Origin of the sequence: Deinococcus sp. YIM 134068 (assembly GCF_036543075.1) — a bacterium.
Lineage (GTDB): Bacteria > Deinococcota > Deinococci > Deinococcales > Deinococcaceae > Deinococcus > Deinococcus lichenicola.
In genome coordinates, this window is the sequence record NZ_JAZHPF010000004.1 from 190,313 (window position 1) to 204,923 (window position 14,611).

Genomic DNA, 14,611 nt, shown 5'->3' on the forward strand with positions numbered 1-14,611 from the left:
AGGAATTGGAGCCTGTTGAAGCGAGTGAGCCGCTATTTATCTCCTCGCCTACACCTCCAGCGGCACGTCCACACCCAGCTCCGCCAGCACCGTGCGGATGGCCTGCGCGTCAATTCCCGCCCGCGCGTGGACGCTCTCCACCGTCGCGTGGTCCTGAAACTCGTCGGGGATGCCGAGGACGCGCACGGGTGTTCGCAGCCCCATCCCGCTCAGCGCCTCCAGCACCGCGCTCCCGAAGCCGCCGACCACCGTGTTGTCCTCCACCGTGATGAGGGCGCGGGCCTTCCCTGCCACCTCACGCAACATCTTCTCGTCCAGCGGCTTCACGAAACGGGCGTTCACCACGCCGACGCCGGGCAGGTCACGGGCCGCACGCAGGGCATATTCCAGCGCCTTGCCGCCCGCGAGGATCACCACGTCGTCGCCGCCTTTCAGCCGCTCCCAGGTGCCCCACTTGATCTCCGGCCACGTCCCCTCCGGCACGCGCTCCGTGTTGCCGCGCGGGTAGCGAATGGCGAAGGGGCCGGGGCTTTCCTGCGCCGCCCTCAGCATCCCGCGCAGTTCCGCCGCGTCCCTCGGCAGGCCGACGCGCACGTTGGGGATGGAGCGCAGGTAGCTCAGGTCGAAGACGCCGTTGTGGGTCGCCCCGTCCGCCCCCACGATGCCGCCCCGGTCGATGGCGAAGGTGACGTTCAGGTTCTCGATGGCAACGTCGTGGAGGACCTGATCGTAGGCCCGTTGCAGGAAGGTCGAGTAGATCGCCACGATGGGCCGCATCCCCTGGAGGGCCATTCCGGCGGCGGTCGTCACGGCCACGTCCTCGGCTATCCCGACATCGAGGTAGCGGTGGGGGTGGACCTGGCTGTACTTCACCAGCCCGCTTCCCTCGCGCATGGCGGGCGTGACGACGAAGGTGCGCGGGTCGGTCTTCGCCAGTTCCGTCACCGCGTCCCCGAACGCCGCGCTCCACGAGTAGGCGTCGCTCGGCTTGAACTCCCCGGTCGCCGGGTCGAACTTGCCCGGCCCGTGCCAGTAGATCGGGTCGGCCTCGGCGTAGCTCAGGCCCTTGCCCTTCGTCGTGACGACGTGGAGGATGGTCGGCCCGTCGAGGTCCACCAGCCGCTCAATCAGCCACACGAGTTCCTGAACGTTGTGCCCGTCCACCGGGCCGACGTAGCGCACGCCCATCGCCGCGAAGGGGTTCACGCTCGCGGGGTCGAAGAAGTGCCGCGTGCTGCTCTTGGCCCGGCTCATGAAGTCGGCGAGGGGCTTGCTGACGGCCTGCACCGCCTTCTTGCCCGCGCCCTCGCCCTCCTGGAACCACTTCTGGACCTGAAGGCCACGCATGAACTTGTTCATCGCGCCGACGTTCTCGGAGATGCTCATCTCGTTGTCGTTCAGGACGATCAGCATCCTGCGGCCCATGTCGCCGATGGTGTTCAGCGCGGCGAGGGCCATTCCGCCCGTCAGCGAGCCGTCCCCGATGACGGCGGCCACCTTGTGCTCCTGCCCCTGCGCGTCGCGGGCGAGGGCCATGCCGAGGGCATTCGCGAGGCTGGTGCTCGCGTGCCCCACCGTGATCGCGTCGTGTTCGCTCTCGCTGACCTTCGTGAAGCCCGACAGCCCGCCCTCCTTCTTCACGGTCGGCATCTGGGCACGGCGGCCCGTCAGCATCTTGTGCGCGTAGGCCTGATGCCCCACGTCGAAGAGGATGCGGTCGCGCGGCGAGTTCAGGACGTAGTGCAGCGCCACGATGAGGTCGGTCGCGCCCAGACTGCTCGCCAGGTGCAGGCCGCCCACCGAGCAGACGCGCACGATCTCGTCCCGCAGTTCGGCGGCGAGGAGGGGCAACTGCTCCCGCGAGAGTTGTTTGAGGTCCTCCGGGCTGTCCACCCGGTCGAGCAGCGGCGTGCGGCTCACCGGGGACAGGGCCGGGATGATCGTCGGCTCGCTCATGGCTGGCCTCCCTTTCCCACGAGCGTAAGGACGTTCGCCCCTCCGAATGTCCCACGTGCGGGAACGCTTCCCTTAACGTGCATTGAAGTTCCGCCCCGTCAGCAACAATCCCTCCGGCGTCCGCACGTCGCCCACGAAGGGTGTGAACCACAGTTGCTGGGCCTGTGGCTGTGCTCCTGCCACCAGCCCGCCCACGTCGTCCGTGATCTGCCGGGTGACGACCCACACGTCGAAGGCTCCGGCGGGCGTGTTCACCCGGCGGCGGTCCTGCACGTCATAGCGGTAACGCAGGGTGCCCTGCGCCTGCACCTGTCCGTCGTCGCTCGTGACCGTCACGCGGCTCTCGCCCGCCCACGAGAGGCCCACGCGCCACGCGCCCTCGGCGGGGGCCTCCGTCCACGCGGGGTCGAGGCGCACGGTCGCGCCGGGTTTACGAAAGCCGAGGAGCCGCACACCTCCCGCGTCCACCCGCCGATACCACGTCTGGTCGGCCCCGCGCCCGGTGAGTTGGGTGGCGAGGACCGCCTGCCCCGCGAACACGGTCGGCCCCAGCGTTCGCAGCGTGTAGGGGGTTCCGCCCGCCGCCTCACCCTCCGGCAGATAGCTCCACGTCAGGCCCGTCTCGGCAGGGTAGAACGACACGCGGCCCACGGGCGTGCTCGCCTGCACGGGCGGCGCGGCGGTGCGGGAGGCGGCGGGCGCGCAGGCCCCCAGCGCCGCCACGAGCGGCAGGGCGAGCAGGAGAACGCGGCCTCGCATGGGAAAGAGGGTAGAAGACGGCATCGGCCCCATTCTGTCAGCATTCCTGAAGTTGGGCTGACGAACCGTTCACGGGTGCCTTTGTCAGGGTGGGACGCGCCAACTCACAGGAGACCTTCCGCGAATGTGGGTGCTGGGAGGCGCAGAAGGTAAAAGGCCGAAGGCTGAAGGCCAACAGCACAAGCCCCCTGCCCTCTGCGACTTTCGCGGGTGTCTGTGAGAGGCTGTGGCTATGTCATGGGAAATGAGCAGGAGGGACACGCGAACCTCCGCGCCCCTCCTGCTCATTTCTTCTGCCTTTGCTGGCGGCTGGAAGCTGGCCGCTGGCTGCCCCCCAGCGCCCCCCAGCCCCCACTTCACCCCTGCTTGTCCCCACCCTGCCCCTGCACCCGCGCCTTGAGGGCCGCAAAGGCGTCGTCGAGTTCGCGGTCGCGGCCCAGGTTCCGCAGTTGCGCGTCGAGGTCGTTCTCCTCGCGCAGCTCGGTCATGGCGCGGTTGCGGTCCTCCATCCCGGCGACCTTGCGCTCCATCTCCTCGAAGGCGTCCATCGCGCCCCCCGCCTGATCGAAACCGCTCACCCGGTCGAGGGTCGCGCCCGCCTGCGCGGTCTTCTGCCGGGCGGCGAGCAGGGTCTTCTTGGACTCCATCTCGTCGATCTTGGCCTCCAGCGCCCGCAGTTGCGTCTTGAGGCCGTCCACCGTGCCGCGCTGCACGCTGACCTGCTCCTCAAAACCTTTGGCGAGGTCCTGGTGGTTCTGAGAGCGCCGGAGCGCCTCGCGGGCCAGCTCCTCGTTGCCGCCACGCAGGGCCTCCTCCGCCTTCTTCCCGTACTCCTCGGCGAGTCGGCGGTTGGTGTTCGCCTCGCGCTCCAGCTTCATGCTCTGGCTCAGCGACTCGGCGACCTCCGCCCGCGCCTCCGTGTACGCCTCGCGCATGTCGCGCAGGGCCTGATCGATGATCTTGCCGGGGTCCTCCGCCCGGCTGATGAGGTCGTTGACGTTGGCGCGCAGCAGCCGGGACAGTCGGTCAAAGATGCTCATGGATTGCCTCCTTGCCCCGCATGATGCCGCACCCCGCCCGGTGCCGGTCCGTCGTGACACGAGCCTCAAGGCGGGGTGAACGCTGTCTGAGCGGGGAGTTGGGCGGGTTGGGGGGCATATGTGGGGAGAGGGCCGTGAAGCCGTCACGTCGCCCCCTCACCCCGGCCCTCTGCTCCGCAGCTCTCCGAGTCACCCACGAGGGGAGAAGGAGGAAGGCCGTGTTTTCCTGAGTGCTGACCGCTGACCGCTGACCGCTAGAACACAATCGGGCGCAGTCCCACGCTCGCGCCCCCGCACGCCACCGTCACGTTCTGCCCGGCGGGCGTGAAGGTGCAGCCCAGCGCGCGCAGGCCGGAGAGCGGGAAGATCAGGTTGCGCCCGTCGGTGGCCGGAAGCAGGGGGAGTTCGACGCTGCCCGTGCCAAGTTGGGCGATCTTCTGGCCCACGGTGACGGTGAGGGGCTGGCCGCCGCCCCGCGCGAGGCGGAACTTGCCCGCGCCCAGCGAGGTCACGGTGACGACGCCCACGAGGTCGCGGCCCAGCACGTAGGGCTGCCCCCTCACCACGCCCACGGGCACGGGACCACGCGGCGCGGCCTGCGCGGCGGCGGGGTTCGGGGCGTCCACCACGAGCAGCGTCTCGCGGTCGCTCAGGGCGGTGAGGAGGACGTAGGCCCCCAGCGGGCCGTTCGGGGTGGCCGACACGGGCAGCGAGCTGGCCTGCCCCGCCGTCCTCCAGTCGCCGAGAGCACGGGCACCGAGCTTGCCGCGCACGAGGGGGCGCAGCGAGGCGGGCGGACTCTGCACGTACAGGCACACCGCCGAGGGGCTGACCCGCAGGGTCGCCGGGCACGACACGATCTGCCCGCGCACGGCCCCGCTGATCTCCACGGCGACGCTGCTCACGACCCGCACCGTGGCCGCCGACGCCCTGGAGCCGGGCTGAGCTGTGGCAGGCTGGGCGGGTGCGGCGGACGGGGCGGGCGCGGCAGGAGGGGTGGCGGGAGTGGCGGGAGCCGTGCCCTGGGCGGCGGCCCCCCCGGCGAGGCCAGCGAGGATCAGGCCCGCGACACGGACCGCGTGGGAAAATTGACGCATGGGGGACATGCTACCCGCCGGGGGGGAAGAGTGGTGAGCCGGGTGTGATGACCCATGAGGAGCGGGGAGGAGTTGCGGGGCGCTCCTTGCCATCACTTCTTCGGACGAACACCCCCCGCCGCGTTAACATAGACAACGTGCTGGCGCTGCGGCTGGGTCTGATCTTGCTGGGGTTGCTCGCCGGGTGGGGCGTGGGGCGGGCGCTCGAATCCGGTGCGGGTGACCCCGACTTGGCGCGTGTGAATACCCTCAGCCTGATGCTGGCGGGGGCGCTCGCCGCGTCGCTGCTCGCTCCCCGTGCGGAGCGGCTGGCCGCCGGGGGGTGGGGGAGGCTGACGCGCTGGTACGGTGGCCTCTCGCCCCGGAGCGTGGCGGCGGCGACCTTCGGGCTGCTGGTCGCCCTGCTGCTGAGCGTGCTGCTGGGCAACCTGCTGCGGGGTCTGCCCTTCTACTCCTGGCTGTGGAGCGTGCTGGTGACGCTGTTGCTGGCGGCCTTCTTCGTCCCCTTCGCCCTGCGGCACGCGGAGTCGTTCGCCCTGTTCGCGCCCCCGCCCGCGCGGCGTCCGCCCGGCGGCAAGGTCCTCGACACGAACGTGATTATCGACGGACGCGTTCTCGACCTCGCCCGCAGCGGCTTTCTGGAGGGTGAACTCGTCGTGCCCGGCTTCGTGCTGCGCGAGCTGCAACTCCTCGCCGACCATGCGGACGCGCAGAAGCGCACGCGCGGCAAACGCGGCCTCGGGGTGCTGGAGGAACTGCGCGGCGTGCGGCCCCTGCGCGTGGAGGACTGGGACGACCCCACGCTGATTACCGTGGACGACAAGCTCGTGCGCTTCGCCCGCGAGACGAACGCGCAGATTCTCACCAACGACGGCAGCCTCGGCAAGATCGCCCGGTTGCACGGCCTGACGGTCCTGAGTGTCCACGCCCTCGCCGTCGCCCTGCGGCCCCAGGTGCAGGCCGGGGACTCCCTCACCGTCACCGTCACGAAGGGCGGGCAGCAGCAGGGGCAGGGTGTGGGCTATCTGGAGGACGGCACGATGGTCGTCGTGGAGGACGGCTTCAAACTGCGCGGCAAGCCCATCCGCGTCCTCGTCGTGAACAACGTGCAGACCAACGTGGGCCGCATGATCTTCGCCAGACTGGAGAAGAGCGACGCGGCGTAGGGCGTTCGTCGCGGAGGGAAGAGCCGCCGTCGGGGCCGGGTTGAGAAGTCGGGCCTGACGACCCATCCAGCCGGAACACCGGGATGTTCTGCCCCTCCCGCCTTACAGAAGAGGGCCGGGGAGAGGGGCGACGAGCATCCCCGTCCTGCTGCCAGACGACAACGCGCCCTCTCCGGAAGCCGCAATTCACATCGAGTGTTTACGGGGAGGGCTGGGAGGGGATGGACACCGCAGGCGTTCCGGCGCAGGTCTTCTTGATGAGGCCCCTCTTCTACCAAGCTTCCTCAGCCGGACACGGACACCGGGCGGTGAGCCAGGGCCGTGAGCGATGGCAAAGAGGGCGAAAGCTTCCGCCTCCGCCCCTCCTGCTGATCGCCCAGTTCCCCTTCCCCTTACGCCGTCAGCGGTTCCAGCGCCGCGCCCATCGTGCCCGGCCCAGTGTGGGTGGCGATCACGGCCCCGATCTGGTGGTCGCCGAGGTCTACGAAGTTCACGCCACTCACCCCCGCGCGGATTTCGCGCAGGTAGTCCTCGCCGCCGAGGGTGCAGAGAAAGGCCACCCGCGCGCCGCCGTTCGCCTCACTGTAGCGGCGGATGTGGTCCACGATGTCGGCCAGCGCCTTCTTGTGCCCGCGCACGCGCCCGCCCGACTCCACCCGTCCGGTCTTGACCGTCAGGATGGGCTTGATGTTGAGCAGGCTGCCGAGGAGGGCCTGCGCCCCGCCGATGCGCCCGTTGATCCGCAGGAAGTCGAGCGTGTCCACCGTGAAGCGGAGGTCGGCCTTCGCCGCGACCCGCTCCAGCTCGGCCACGATCTCGGCCAGGGGGCGGCCCTCGCGGGCAAGCCCGGCGGCGCGCAGCACCGGCATTCCCAGCCCCAGGCTCGCCGAGCGGCTGTCCACCACCGTCACCCGGCCCCCGAAATCCTGCGCCGCCAGCCGCGCGCTCCCCACCGTACCCGACAGTTGGCCGCTGATGTGGATGCTCAGCACCTCGTCCGCGCTCTCCAGCGCCTCCCCGTACACGGCGGCGAACTCGGCGGGGCTGGGCTGCGACGTGCTGGGCGTCTTCTTGCCCTCCTTCAGTCCCTTGAACAGGTCGGCGGGCCGGATGTCGATGCCGTCCCTGTTCATCTTGCCGTCGAACAGCACGTACAGCGGCACGCTCCGAATGCCCTGTTGCCCACAGACCTCGGGAGTGAGGTCGCTCGTGGAGTCCGTCACGATGGCGATGGTCATACTCACAATCTTAGCGCGGCGGTTGCCCTCCTCCCTGACCGGGAAGAAAAACCGGGCCATCTCGTGACCCGGTACAAGTTGACTCCCAGAGGAGAGCGTCCCTTTCTCTTGCTGGCGACTGGCACCTGGCGACTGGCGACTCCTAGCCCCCCGTGTACTGAATCCGGTACACCCGCCCCTCGCCGTCGTCTGTCAGCAGCAGCGAGCCGTCACGCGCCACCACGAGGTCCACGGGTCGGCCCAGCACAGTCTGTCCACGCAGGAAGCCGGTCAGGAAGTCCGTGACGCGGCCCGTCTCCGGGTCTACCGTGACGACCTTGTAGCCGCTCCTGGTGCTGCGGTTCCAGCTTCCATGCAGGGCGGCGAACATCTTTCCCCGGTAGTTCTGCGGGAAGGTCTTGCCGTGATAGAAGGCGAGGCCCAGCGGTGCCGAGTGCGCGGTCGTCAGGGCGAAGGCGGGGGTGGCCGCCTTGCACACGTCGGCGCTCCTCTGCCCGAAGTCCTTGTCCCAGACCTGGGGCTGTCCCGCCCGCGTGGTGTAGCAGTACGGCCAGCCGTAGAAGCCGCCCGCCCGCGTCCGGTAGAAGCCCTCCGGCGGGATATTGTCGCCGAGCATGTCGCGCCCGTTGTTGGTGGCGTACAGGGCACCGCCGTACCACTCCAGCCCGACCGCATTCCGCAGGCCCGTCGCGTAGGGCTTGCCGTTCCCGCCGTCCGCGTCGTAGACCCACACGGCGGCGCGTCGCCCGTCCTCCTCCACGCAGACGTTGCAGGTGCTTCCAGTGGAGACGTACATCCGCCCGTCGGGGCCGAACTCCACCGTGCGCGTCCAGTGTCCGCCGTTCGGGGGCAGACGGACGACGGTGCGCGGGCCGCCGCTCGCCCGCGTGTCGCCCGACCGGTACGCGAGGCGCACCACTCCATCCGTGTTCGCCACGTACAGGAAGCCGTTATGGAAGGCCAGCCCGTGCGGGCGGTTGAGACCCGACGCGAAGACCGTCCTGCCGTCCGCCTGCCCGTTCCCGTCCCGGTCGGGCAGTACCGTCACCGTCCCGGCGCGCGGGTCCGAGACGAACACGTCCCCGTTCGGCGCGACCGCCATGAAACGCGGTTGCTCGAAGCCCTGCGCGAAGACCGTCACCTTGAAGCCGTTCGGCACCGTCAGGTCGGGGGTCTGCGCCCCGGCCACCCCGACGAGGGAGAGGGCACCCACCAGCAACGTCGTTTTCGTTCTGCTCCACATGGGAAAAAGTTCACCACAGGGGGATGAGAGGTGGGGAATGAGCTGGCACCTGTTGACAAAATAATGAGTGCTATATAAAGCTAGGGTTTAGGTGGGTGAGCAGATGTGCGGCGGACACCCCCCAACGCATCCGTACACTGAGAACAACTTCACAAGGGGGAGGGAGGTGGAAGAATGAAGAAGATGATTCTGGCGCTGTTCGCGGCGCTGACGCTCGGCGCGGCTTCTGGGCTGGCGGTGGAGGTCAAGGACAACGGGGGTGCCGAGCTGGACGGTGCCCGGAGCATGTGGGCGGGTTGAGAGCTTCGCCTTGACCGAGGGGCCGTCGGGAGTCGTCCGGCGGCCCCTCGCCCTACACCTTTGCCGTCGCCTCCACGTACTCGAACCGTGCCCCCAGCGCCTCCAGATGCCCGAAGAAGCCGGGGTAGCTCTTGCGGATGTGGTGCGCGCCCGTGACGCGCAGGGGAGAGTCGGCCCGCAGCCCCAGCAGGGTGAGCAGCATGATCATCCGGTGGTCGCCGTGCCCGTCCGCCGTGACGCCGCCCGCCAGCCGGGATGTGCCCGTCACCGTGAGGCTGTCATGCGTCTCGCTCACCGTCAGGCCGAGGCGCTGCAACTCCCGCCGCGTGTCGCTGATGCGGTCGCACTCCTTGAGGCGCAGGGTCGCCACGTTCTCCCACGTCGTGACGCCCTCGGCGGATGCGGCGGCGGCGGTCAGCGCCTGCACCGCGTCGGTGAAGCCGTCCCCGTCGCGCGTGACGGCGTGCAGGGGCCGCCCGCCGCGCACCGTCACCCGGTCGCCCTCCCGCACGATGTCCGCGCCCATCTCGCGCAGCACGTCCACGGCCTCGCGCTCGCCCTGAAGGTCGTCCGCCCGCAGGTTCGTCACCGTCACCTCGCCGGGGAGGAGGGCCGCCGCCGTCAGAATCGCCGCGCTGCCGGGATAGTCACCGGGCACGAGGACGCGGCCCGCCCGGTACGTCTGCCCGCCGGGGATGGTGACGCGGCTCAGGTCCTCCGACGCGCTCGCCGTGACGCCAAAGGCCGCGAGCGTGTCGAGCGTCTGCCGCAGCGGGGCATGGCTCTTGATCTGACCCGTGAGCCGCAGGTCCAGCCCGTCTGGCAGCAGCGGCGCGAGGAACATCAGCGCGGAGGCGTACTGGCTGGAGCGTTCGGCGCTGATCTGGACCAAGCCACCGCGCACCGGGCCGCTGATCGTGATGGGAAGTCGCCCGTCCCGGCTCGTGACCCGAGCGCCTAACCGCTCCAGCGCCTCCAGCAAGTCGCCCTGCGGCCTGCGCCCCAGCGAGTCGGCGTAGTCGGTCACGAAGGTCGTGTCCGTGGTCAGCGCCGCCACACCCATCAGGAACCGGGCGACGGCACCCGCGTTGCCAGAGTTAAGGGTCACGCCCGCACGGGGACTCGCCCCGAAGCCGCGCACCACGGCGTCCTCCCCGACCCGCTCCACGCCCGCGCCCCAGTTGCGCAGGCAGCCCAGCATCGCCTCCGCGTCCTCGCTCGTCGCCACGCCGACCACGCGGGTCTCGCCCTCTGCCAGCGCCGCCGCGAGGAGGTAGCGGGTCGTGTAATTCTTGCTCGGCTGCGCCCGCAACTCGCCGCGCAACTCGCGGGCGGGGTGAACCAGGATGTCGAAACGCTCGGGCAGGCCGTCGGTGGTCATGAGGGGCAGGCTAGCGCCGTCCCGCCTGGGAGGAGGGCGGGCCTCAAGACAAGCCGTGCCGCTCCCGCATCTCCACGTTGAATGCCGCCGACCCGCCGCGTGGGATGCTCAGCGTCTCCCACTCCTCACCCTGCAACGTCTTGACGAGAAAGACGAGTTGGTAGACGTGCCCGCTGTAGTGTGCGACCTGCCGCTGAATGGCCTCCAGAACCGTGTGGGCTTCGCCCCGGATCGTCAGCGTCCGGGTGAGATCGGCGGGTGCGAGGTGGTCCAGCGCCTCCAGAAACACCCTCCACCCGTCCTCCCACTCGGCCCACAGCTCCGGCAGGGTGAGATGAGCATCCCCGAACTCGGCGTCCCGGTCGCGCCCCAGTGTCTCGCCCTCCGCCCCTGCCACGTAGCCCGAGCGCAGGCCGCCCCAGCGTGAGCGCATGTTGCCCGCCAGATGCCGCACGAGGACCCCGGCGCTGTTCCCACCCGGCGACAGCACGGTGTCCACCTCGCCGTCTGTCAGTTGGGCGAGCGCCCCCTCCCCGAGCGCCTTCACGCCACGCATCCGCCCGCGCACGTCGGAGAGGTAGAGGTCGGCGAGGGTGGAGTCGGGAGGGGTCATCGGTGGAGCGTACCCTCCTCGGGAGACTCGGCTGGACGGCCCGGCGGCTGATCGTCGTTCAGATTCGCCAACTCCTGCTCGCCTTCTGGAGTGGCCGCGTAGAGGCGACCCTCCCGCGCGTACACGAGTCGGCCCTGACGATCTATGTCCGCCCACGACGCACCTTGAAGACCGGGCTGGGGTTGGGGGCCGTGCCACACATACTCTTGGAGAAAGCCTGCAAGGCGCATTCGGCGTCCCAGAACACGAAGTTCGAGCTTCTTCTTTTGTAGGACCAGCGGGGGTTTGAACGTTTCCCAATTTCCTGTTTGTGGCATCTGCGAGACACGCCAACCTGTGCGCTTCATGGCTTCTAGCCAAATGACTTGTCGAGAACCTTGCGGGCTGAGGACGACCCGCAGGTTCGGAGGCTGACGCAGAGAAACCATCTTGTCCGACAGCTTGAAGTCGTGGTGGAGCCAGAGCGTGCCGTTGTCCGCGAAGATTCCTCCTCCGCTGAAGCCATCGTTGGCATTCCATAAGCCAATGGCCTTGACCCTCGGCGGATGACAAACGGCGGTCCAGGCCCAAAAATTGTCGACTCCAAGCTCAGCCTCAGCCCGCTCCTGCCGCCGCTTGGACTCGTTGCGAGCGAGGTAGACGAGGTGCAGACCGTCCGGCGACAGGTCGCTCAGCAACTCGTATAACCGTCCCGTGAACCACGAACCGGGTATGAAGGTGTCCGTGCGCGTGTCCCACAGGTAGAGCCGCGTCCAGCGGGAGGGACCGCGCCGGAAGACGACCGCCGTGCTGGCCTCGCTCGCCAGCAACACCCAAATTCGCGCCGGAGCAGGCGGCGTGAGAGCGGGTCCCTTGACCTTCTGCATGGCCCATGCTGGCACGAATCGTCTACGGCGAGACGCGAAATACCCGGTTCCCCTCCAGCGTCAGCGTCGCCGTCAACTTCCCGTCCTCCAGCCCGACCACGCACCGCTCCACGGGTTCGGGCGGCAGACGGTTCAGGATTTCGGCGCAGTTCAGCCCTTCCTCCCCGCCCGGCGTCAGGTTCCGTTCCTGCGCTGCCCGCACCGCCTCCAGCCCGTACTCGCGCGCCGCGCGGCCCTGCCACGAGAAGACGGCGATCAGGATTCCGACAAAGGCGAGGAACCCCACGAGAATCCACACGAAGCTCCGCATGGGAGGCAGGCTAGCGCGCGGGCCTCCGCCGGCGGGCCGGAGTGGGAACGCGGGGTACACTGGCTCCCGACATGAGCCGAGTCATCATCATTGGGGCGGGCGGCGTGGGCAACGTCGTCGCCAAGAAGTGCGCCCAGAACGACAGCGTGTTCACGGAGGTGCTGCTCGCCAGCCGCACCGTGAGCAAGTGCGACAAGATCGTAGCCGAGATTCACGAACACTTTCCGCAGAGCAAAACGCGCTTCACGACCGCCGCCGTGGACGCCGACAACGTGCCCGAACTCGCCGCGCTGATCCGCTCCTTCGGGCCGGAACTCGTCATCAACGTGGCGCTGCCCTACCAGGACCTCACGATCATGGACGCCTGCCTGGAGACGGGCGTGCATTACCTCGACACCGCCAACTACGAGCCGCGTGACGTGGCGAAGTTCGAGTACCACTGGCAATGGGCCTACCGCGAACGCTTCGAGGCGGCGGGGCTGATGGCCCTCCTCGGCTGCGGCTTCGACCCCGGCGCGACGAACGTCTTCACCGCCCACCACGCCAAACACCACTTTCAGGAAATTCACTACCTCGACATCGTGGACTGCAACAACGGCAACCACGGCAAGGCGTTCGCCACCAACTTCAACCCGGAGATCAACATCCGCGAGATCACCGCGAACGGGCGCTACTGGGAGAACGGCGAGTGGGTGGAGACCCGGCCCCTCGAAATCGCGCAGGACATCTATTACCCGAAGGTCGCCACCCGCAAGAGCTTCGTGCTGTACCACGAGGAACTCGAATCGCTGGTGCTCAACTTCCCGACGATCAAACGCGCCCGCTTCTGGATGACCTTCGGGGAGGCGTACATCAAGCACCTCTCCGTCCTGGAGGCGGTCGGCATGACGAGCATCGAGCCGATCAACTTCCAGGGCATGAAGATCGCGCCCATCGAGTTCCTGAAGGCGGTGCTGCCCGCGCCCGAATCGCTGGCGGAGGGCTACACCGGGCAAACGTGCATCGGCGTGCAGGCGCGCGGAGTCGGCAAGGACGGCGAGCCGGACAGGGTTCACTTCGTCTACAACGTCAAGGACCATGCCGAGTGCTACCGCGAGGTGCAGGCGCAGGGCGTCTCGTACACGACGGGGGTGCCCGCCATGATCGGCGCGATGCTGATGCTGAGGGGGACGTGGTTCAAACCCGGTGTTCACAACGTCGAGGAGTTCGACCCCGACCCCTTCATCGCCGGGATGAACACGTGGGGCTTGCCTGTGGACGAACTGGCCGGGATTCAACTCGTGCTGGACTGACCGCCGGTACAGGGAGAGGGGGCGTGGCCGCGCGGGTCCGCCCTCTTCTCTCAATCCTGAGAGGAAGGCTCGGAACCACTTGTTTTTCTCCCTCTCCCCTTGCGGGAGAGGGCCGGGGAGAGGGGTGACGAGCACCGCTCGTCCTCCTGCCGGACGCTAAAAACTCCCCTTTTGCCCGATTCGCAGTTCACATCAAGCGTTTACGGGAGAGGGGTGGCAGGCAATGCCTGCCCTCTTTCGATTTCGAGGAAGTTCAACGAGGTTCCAACGCTCAGCCCCCCGCCGCCAGCGCGTCCGCCCGCGCGAGTTCGGCCCCGATGGCGGCGTCCAACTGTGTTCGCATTTCGGAGTAGGGGAGGGGCACCGATGCTCCCGCCGCCGGAACGTGTCCGCCCCCGCCGAGCGCCACGGCGATGTTCTGCGCGCTGACGTTGCCCCGTGAGCGCAGGGAGAGTTTCACCCGGTCGCCGTAGTCCTTGGCGATCACGGCGAGGTCGGCCCCCTCGGCGTTTCTCAGCAGGCCCGAGTACGACTCCACGTCCTCCCACGACGCGCCCGCACGCTCCAGCATGGCCTCGTCCACCCGCGCGAGGACCACCCGCCCGCCGTGCCCGAACTCCAGCGTTCCCAGCACCTCGCGCAGCAGCAGGTAGTAGGTGCGCGGGTTCTGGCCCAGTTGCTCGTTGATCCAGCCCAGCCGCGCCCCGTGCGCGAGCAGGCGGGCGGCGCTCTCGAAGGTTGCGGGCGTCACGCTGGAGAAGCGGAACGACCCCGTATCGGTGTTCAGGCCGAGCATCAGCGGCGTGGCGATCTCCTCCGACCACGGCACGCCCAGCGCGTCCACGAGGTCGGCGACCATCATCGCGGTGGCGGGCTGGGCGGGGTCCACCAGCAGGGCCGCCGCCCTCCTTCGGTTCGTGCCGTGGTGGTCCACGTTCACGACCTCCCCCGCGAAGGTGGCGAGGTCCGCGCCCGCCACCCGCGCGGGGTCGTTGTTGTCCACGTCCAGCACGGCGGCAAGGGCACCCTCCGGCCACTCGGCCAGCGGCTCGCCCAGCTCCCCCGGCCCCGGCAGAAAGCGCAGGTAGCGCGGCACGTCCATCGGCGCGAGGACCGTCTTGCCGAGGCGACGCAACGCCCGCGCGAGGCCCAGGACGCTGCCCAGCGCGTCGCCGTCGGGATTCTCGTGGCTGAGCACCACGATGGGGCCGGGATGGTCCCGGAGCTTCGCCGCGACCGCCGCGACCTCCTGGGCGTAGGTGGGGGCAGCGCCGTTCATGCCGATCATGGCGGGAGTATAGGTGGGGTGGGGCACCGTCGGCGGGACGATGGGGATGCAGGAGGGCAAAG

14 protein-coding genes are annotated in these 14,611 nt (G+C 69.0%); 3 read left to right on the top strand and 11 right to left on the bottom strand.

The features are described 5' to 3' along the window. Nucleotides 1-48: 48 nt before the first annotated feature. From dxs to V3W47_RS06585, 4 genes are all read right to left on the bottom strand, one after another. Nucleotides 49-1,956, bottom strand: coding sequence for a 1-deoxy-D-xylulose-5-phosphate synthase (gene dxs / locus V3W47_RS06570; protein ID WP_331824388.1), 1,908 nt, complete (start codon nucleotides 1,954-1,956; stop codon nucleotides 49-51). 72 nt (nucleotides 1,957-2,028) lie between these two features. Further along, nucleotides 2,029-2,715, bottom strand: a complete 687-nt coding sequence (locus V3W47_RS06575; RefSeq protein WP_331824389.1) for a hypothetical protein — start codon at nucleotides 2,713-2,715, stop codon at nucleotides 2,029-2,031. Between the two features lie 356 nt (nucleotides 2,716-3,071). Continuing rightward, the gene (locus V3W47_RS06580) at nucleotides 3,072-3,755 is read right to left on the bottom strand and encodes a PspA/IM30 family protein (protein ID WP_331824390.1); all 684 of its coding nucleotides are present in this window, start codon (nucleotides 3,753-3,755) and stop codon (nucleotides 3,072-3,074) included. Between the two features lie 254 nt (nucleotides 3,756-4,009). Continuing rightward, nucleotides 4,010-4,852, bottom strand: a complete 843-nt coding sequence (locus V3W47_RS06585) for a hypothetical protein (RefSeq protein ID WP_331824391.1) — start codon at nucleotides 4,850-4,852, stop codon at nucleotides 4,010-4,012. 137 nt (nucleotides 4,853-4,989) lie between these two features. On the opposite strand from V3W47_RS06585, the gene V3W47_RS06590 reads away from it, so the two are divergent. Continuing rightward, entirely contained in the window at nucleotides 4,990-6,018 is a 1,029-nt protein-coding gene (locus V3W47_RS06590) for a PIN/TRAM domain-containing protein (RefSeq protein ID WP_331824456.1), read from the top strand. Between the two features lie 392 nt (nucleotides 6,019-6,410). Here the strand turns inward: V3W47_RS06590 and V3W47_RS06595 are convergent, their stop codons facing one another. Further along, nucleotides 6,411-7,256 carry a DegV family protein gene (locus V3W47_RS06595; protein WP_331824392.1) on the bottom strand — a complete coding sequence of 282 codons (846 nt, stop codon included), beginning with the start codon at nucleotides 7,254-7,256 and terminating at the stop codon, nucleotides 6,411-6,413. 142 nt (nucleotides 7,257-7,398) lie between these two features. Then, nucleotides 7,399-8,499: a PQQ-dependent sugar dehydrogenase gene (locus V3W47_RS06600; protein WP_331824393.1), complete on the bottom strand. Its 1,101-nt coding sequence runs from the start codon at nucleotides 8,497-8,499 to the stop codon at nucleotides 7,399-7,401. Between the two features lie 174 nt (nucleotides 8,500-8,673). Between V3W47_RS06600 and V3W47_RS06605 the strand changes: the two genes are divergently transcribed. Next, nucleotides 8,674-8,799, top strand: coding sequence for a hypothetical protein (locus tag V3W47_RS06605; protein ID WP_331824394.1), 126 nt, complete (start codon nucleotides 8,674-8,676; stop codon nucleotides 8,797-8,799). A gap of 52 nt (nucleotides 8,800-8,851) precedes the next feature. On the opposite strand, the gene aroA is transcribed toward V3W47_RS06605, so the two are convergent. From aroA to V3W47_RS06625, 4 genes are read right to left on the bottom strand one after another with little or no spacing between them, the layout of a single operon-like run. Further along, on the bottom strand, nucleotides 8,852-10,180 hold the full coding sequence (aroA, locus tag V3W47_RS06610; RefSeq protein ID WP_331824395.1) for a 3-phosphoshikimate 1-carboxyvinyltransferase: 1,329 nt from the start codon (nucleotides 10,178-10,180) through the stop codon (nucleotides 8,852-8,854). Nucleotides 10,181-10,223: 43 nt separating this feature from the next. Continuing rightward, nucleotides 10,224-10,793: a DUF1572 family protein gene (locus tag V3W47_RS06615; RefSeq protein ID WP_331824396.1), complete on the bottom strand. Its 570-nt coding sequence runs from the start codon at nucleotides 10,791-10,793 to the stop codon at nucleotides 10,224-10,226. After that, nucleotides 10,790-11,659 carry a hypothetical protein gene (locus V3W47_RS06620; RefSeq protein ID WP_331824397.1) on the bottom strand — a complete coding sequence of 290 codons (870 nt, stop codon included), beginning with the start codon at nucleotides 11,657-11,659 and terminating at the stop codon, nucleotides 10,790-10,792. Before V3W47_RS06620 ends, V3W47_RS06615 begins: the two co-directional genes overlap by 4 nt. 22 nt (nucleotides 11,660-11,681) lie before the next feature. Then, the gene (locus V3W47_RS06625) at nucleotides 11,682-11,969 is read right to left on the bottom strand and encodes a hypothetical protein (protein ID WP_331824398.1); all 288 of its coding nucleotides are present in this window, start codon (nucleotides 11,967-11,969) and stop codon (nucleotides 11,682-11,684) included. A gap of 71 nt (nucleotides 11,970-12,040) precedes the next feature. Here V3W47_RS06625 and V3W47_RS06630 point away from each other — a divergent pair, with 71 nt between their 5' ends. Then, nucleotides 12,041-13,261 carry a saccharopine dehydrogenase family protein gene (locus V3W47_RS06630; protein WP_331824399.1) on the top strand — a complete coding sequence of 407 codons (1,221 nt, stop codon included), beginning with the start codon at nucleotides 12,041-12,043 and terminating at the stop codon, nucleotides 13,259-13,261. A gap of 271 nt (nucleotides 13,262-13,532) precedes the next feature. Here V3W47_RS06630 and V3W47_RS06635 read toward each other — a convergent pair whose 3' ends face one another. Next, nucleotides 13,533-14,549, bottom strand: a complete 1,017-nt coding sequence (locus tag V3W47_RS06635; protein ID WP_331824400.1) for a DHH family phosphoesterase — start codon at nucleotides 14,547-14,549, stop codon at nucleotides 13,533-13,535. Between the last annotated feature and the right edge of the window lie 62 nt (nucleotides 14,550-14,611).

Excerpts from the sequence above, each read along its gene's own strand:
- dxs (WP_331824388.1), bottom strand. The coding sequence starts at position 1,956 with ATGAGCGAGCCGACGATCATCCCGGCCCTGTCCCCGGTGAGCCGCACG.
- V3W47_RS06575 (WP_331824389.1), bottom strand. The coding sequence starts at position 2,715 with ATGCGAGGCCGCGTTCTCCTGCTCGCCCTGCCGCTCGTGGCGGCGCTG.
- V3W47_RS06580 (WP_331824390.1), bottom strand. The coding sequence starts at position 3,755 with ATGAGCATCTTTGACCGACTGTCCCGGCTGCTGCGCGCCAACGTCAAC.
- V3W47_RS06585 (WP_331824391.1), bottom strand. The coding sequence starts at position 4,852 with ATGCGTCAATTTTCCCACGCGGTCCGTGTCGCGGGCCTGATCCTCGCT.
- V3W47_RS06595 (WP_331824392.1), bottom strand. The coding sequence starts at position 7,256 with ATGACCATCGCCATCGTGACGGACTCCACGAGCGACCTCACTCCCGAG.
- V3W47_RS06600 (WP_331824393.1), bottom strand. The coding sequence starts at position 8,499 with ATGTGGAGCAGAACGAAAACGACGTTGCTGGTGGGTGCCCTCTCCCTC.
- V3W47_RS06605 (WP_331824394.1), top strand. The coding sequence starts at position 8,674 with ATGAAGAAGATGATTCTGGCGCTGTTCGCGGCGCTGACGCTCGGCGCG.
- aroA (WP_331824395.1), bottom strand. The coding sequence starts at position 10,180 with ATGACCACCGACGGCCTGCCCGAGCGTTTCGACATCCTGGTTCACCCC.
- V3W47_RS06615 (WP_331824396.1), bottom strand. The coding sequence starts at position 10,793 with ATGACCCCTCCCGACTCCACCCTCGCCGACCTCTACCTCTCCGACGTG.
- V3W47_RS06620 (WP_331824397.1), bottom strand. The coding sequence starts at position 11,659 with ATGCAGAAGGTCAAGGGACCCGCTCTCACGCCGCCTGCTCCGGCGCGA.
- V3W47_RS06625 (WP_331824398.1), bottom strand. The coding sequence starts at position 11,969 with ATGCGGAGCTTCGTGTGGATTCTCGTGGGGTTCCTCGCCTTTGTCGGA.
- V3W47_RS06630 (WP_331824399.1), top strand. The coding sequence starts at position 12,041 with ATGAGCCGAGTCATCATCATTGGGGCGGGCGGCGTGGGCAACGTCGTC.
- V3W47_RS06635 (WP_331824400.1), bottom strand. The coding sequence starts at position 14,549 with ATGATCGGCATGAACGGCGCTGCCCCCACCTACGCCCAGGAGGTCGCG.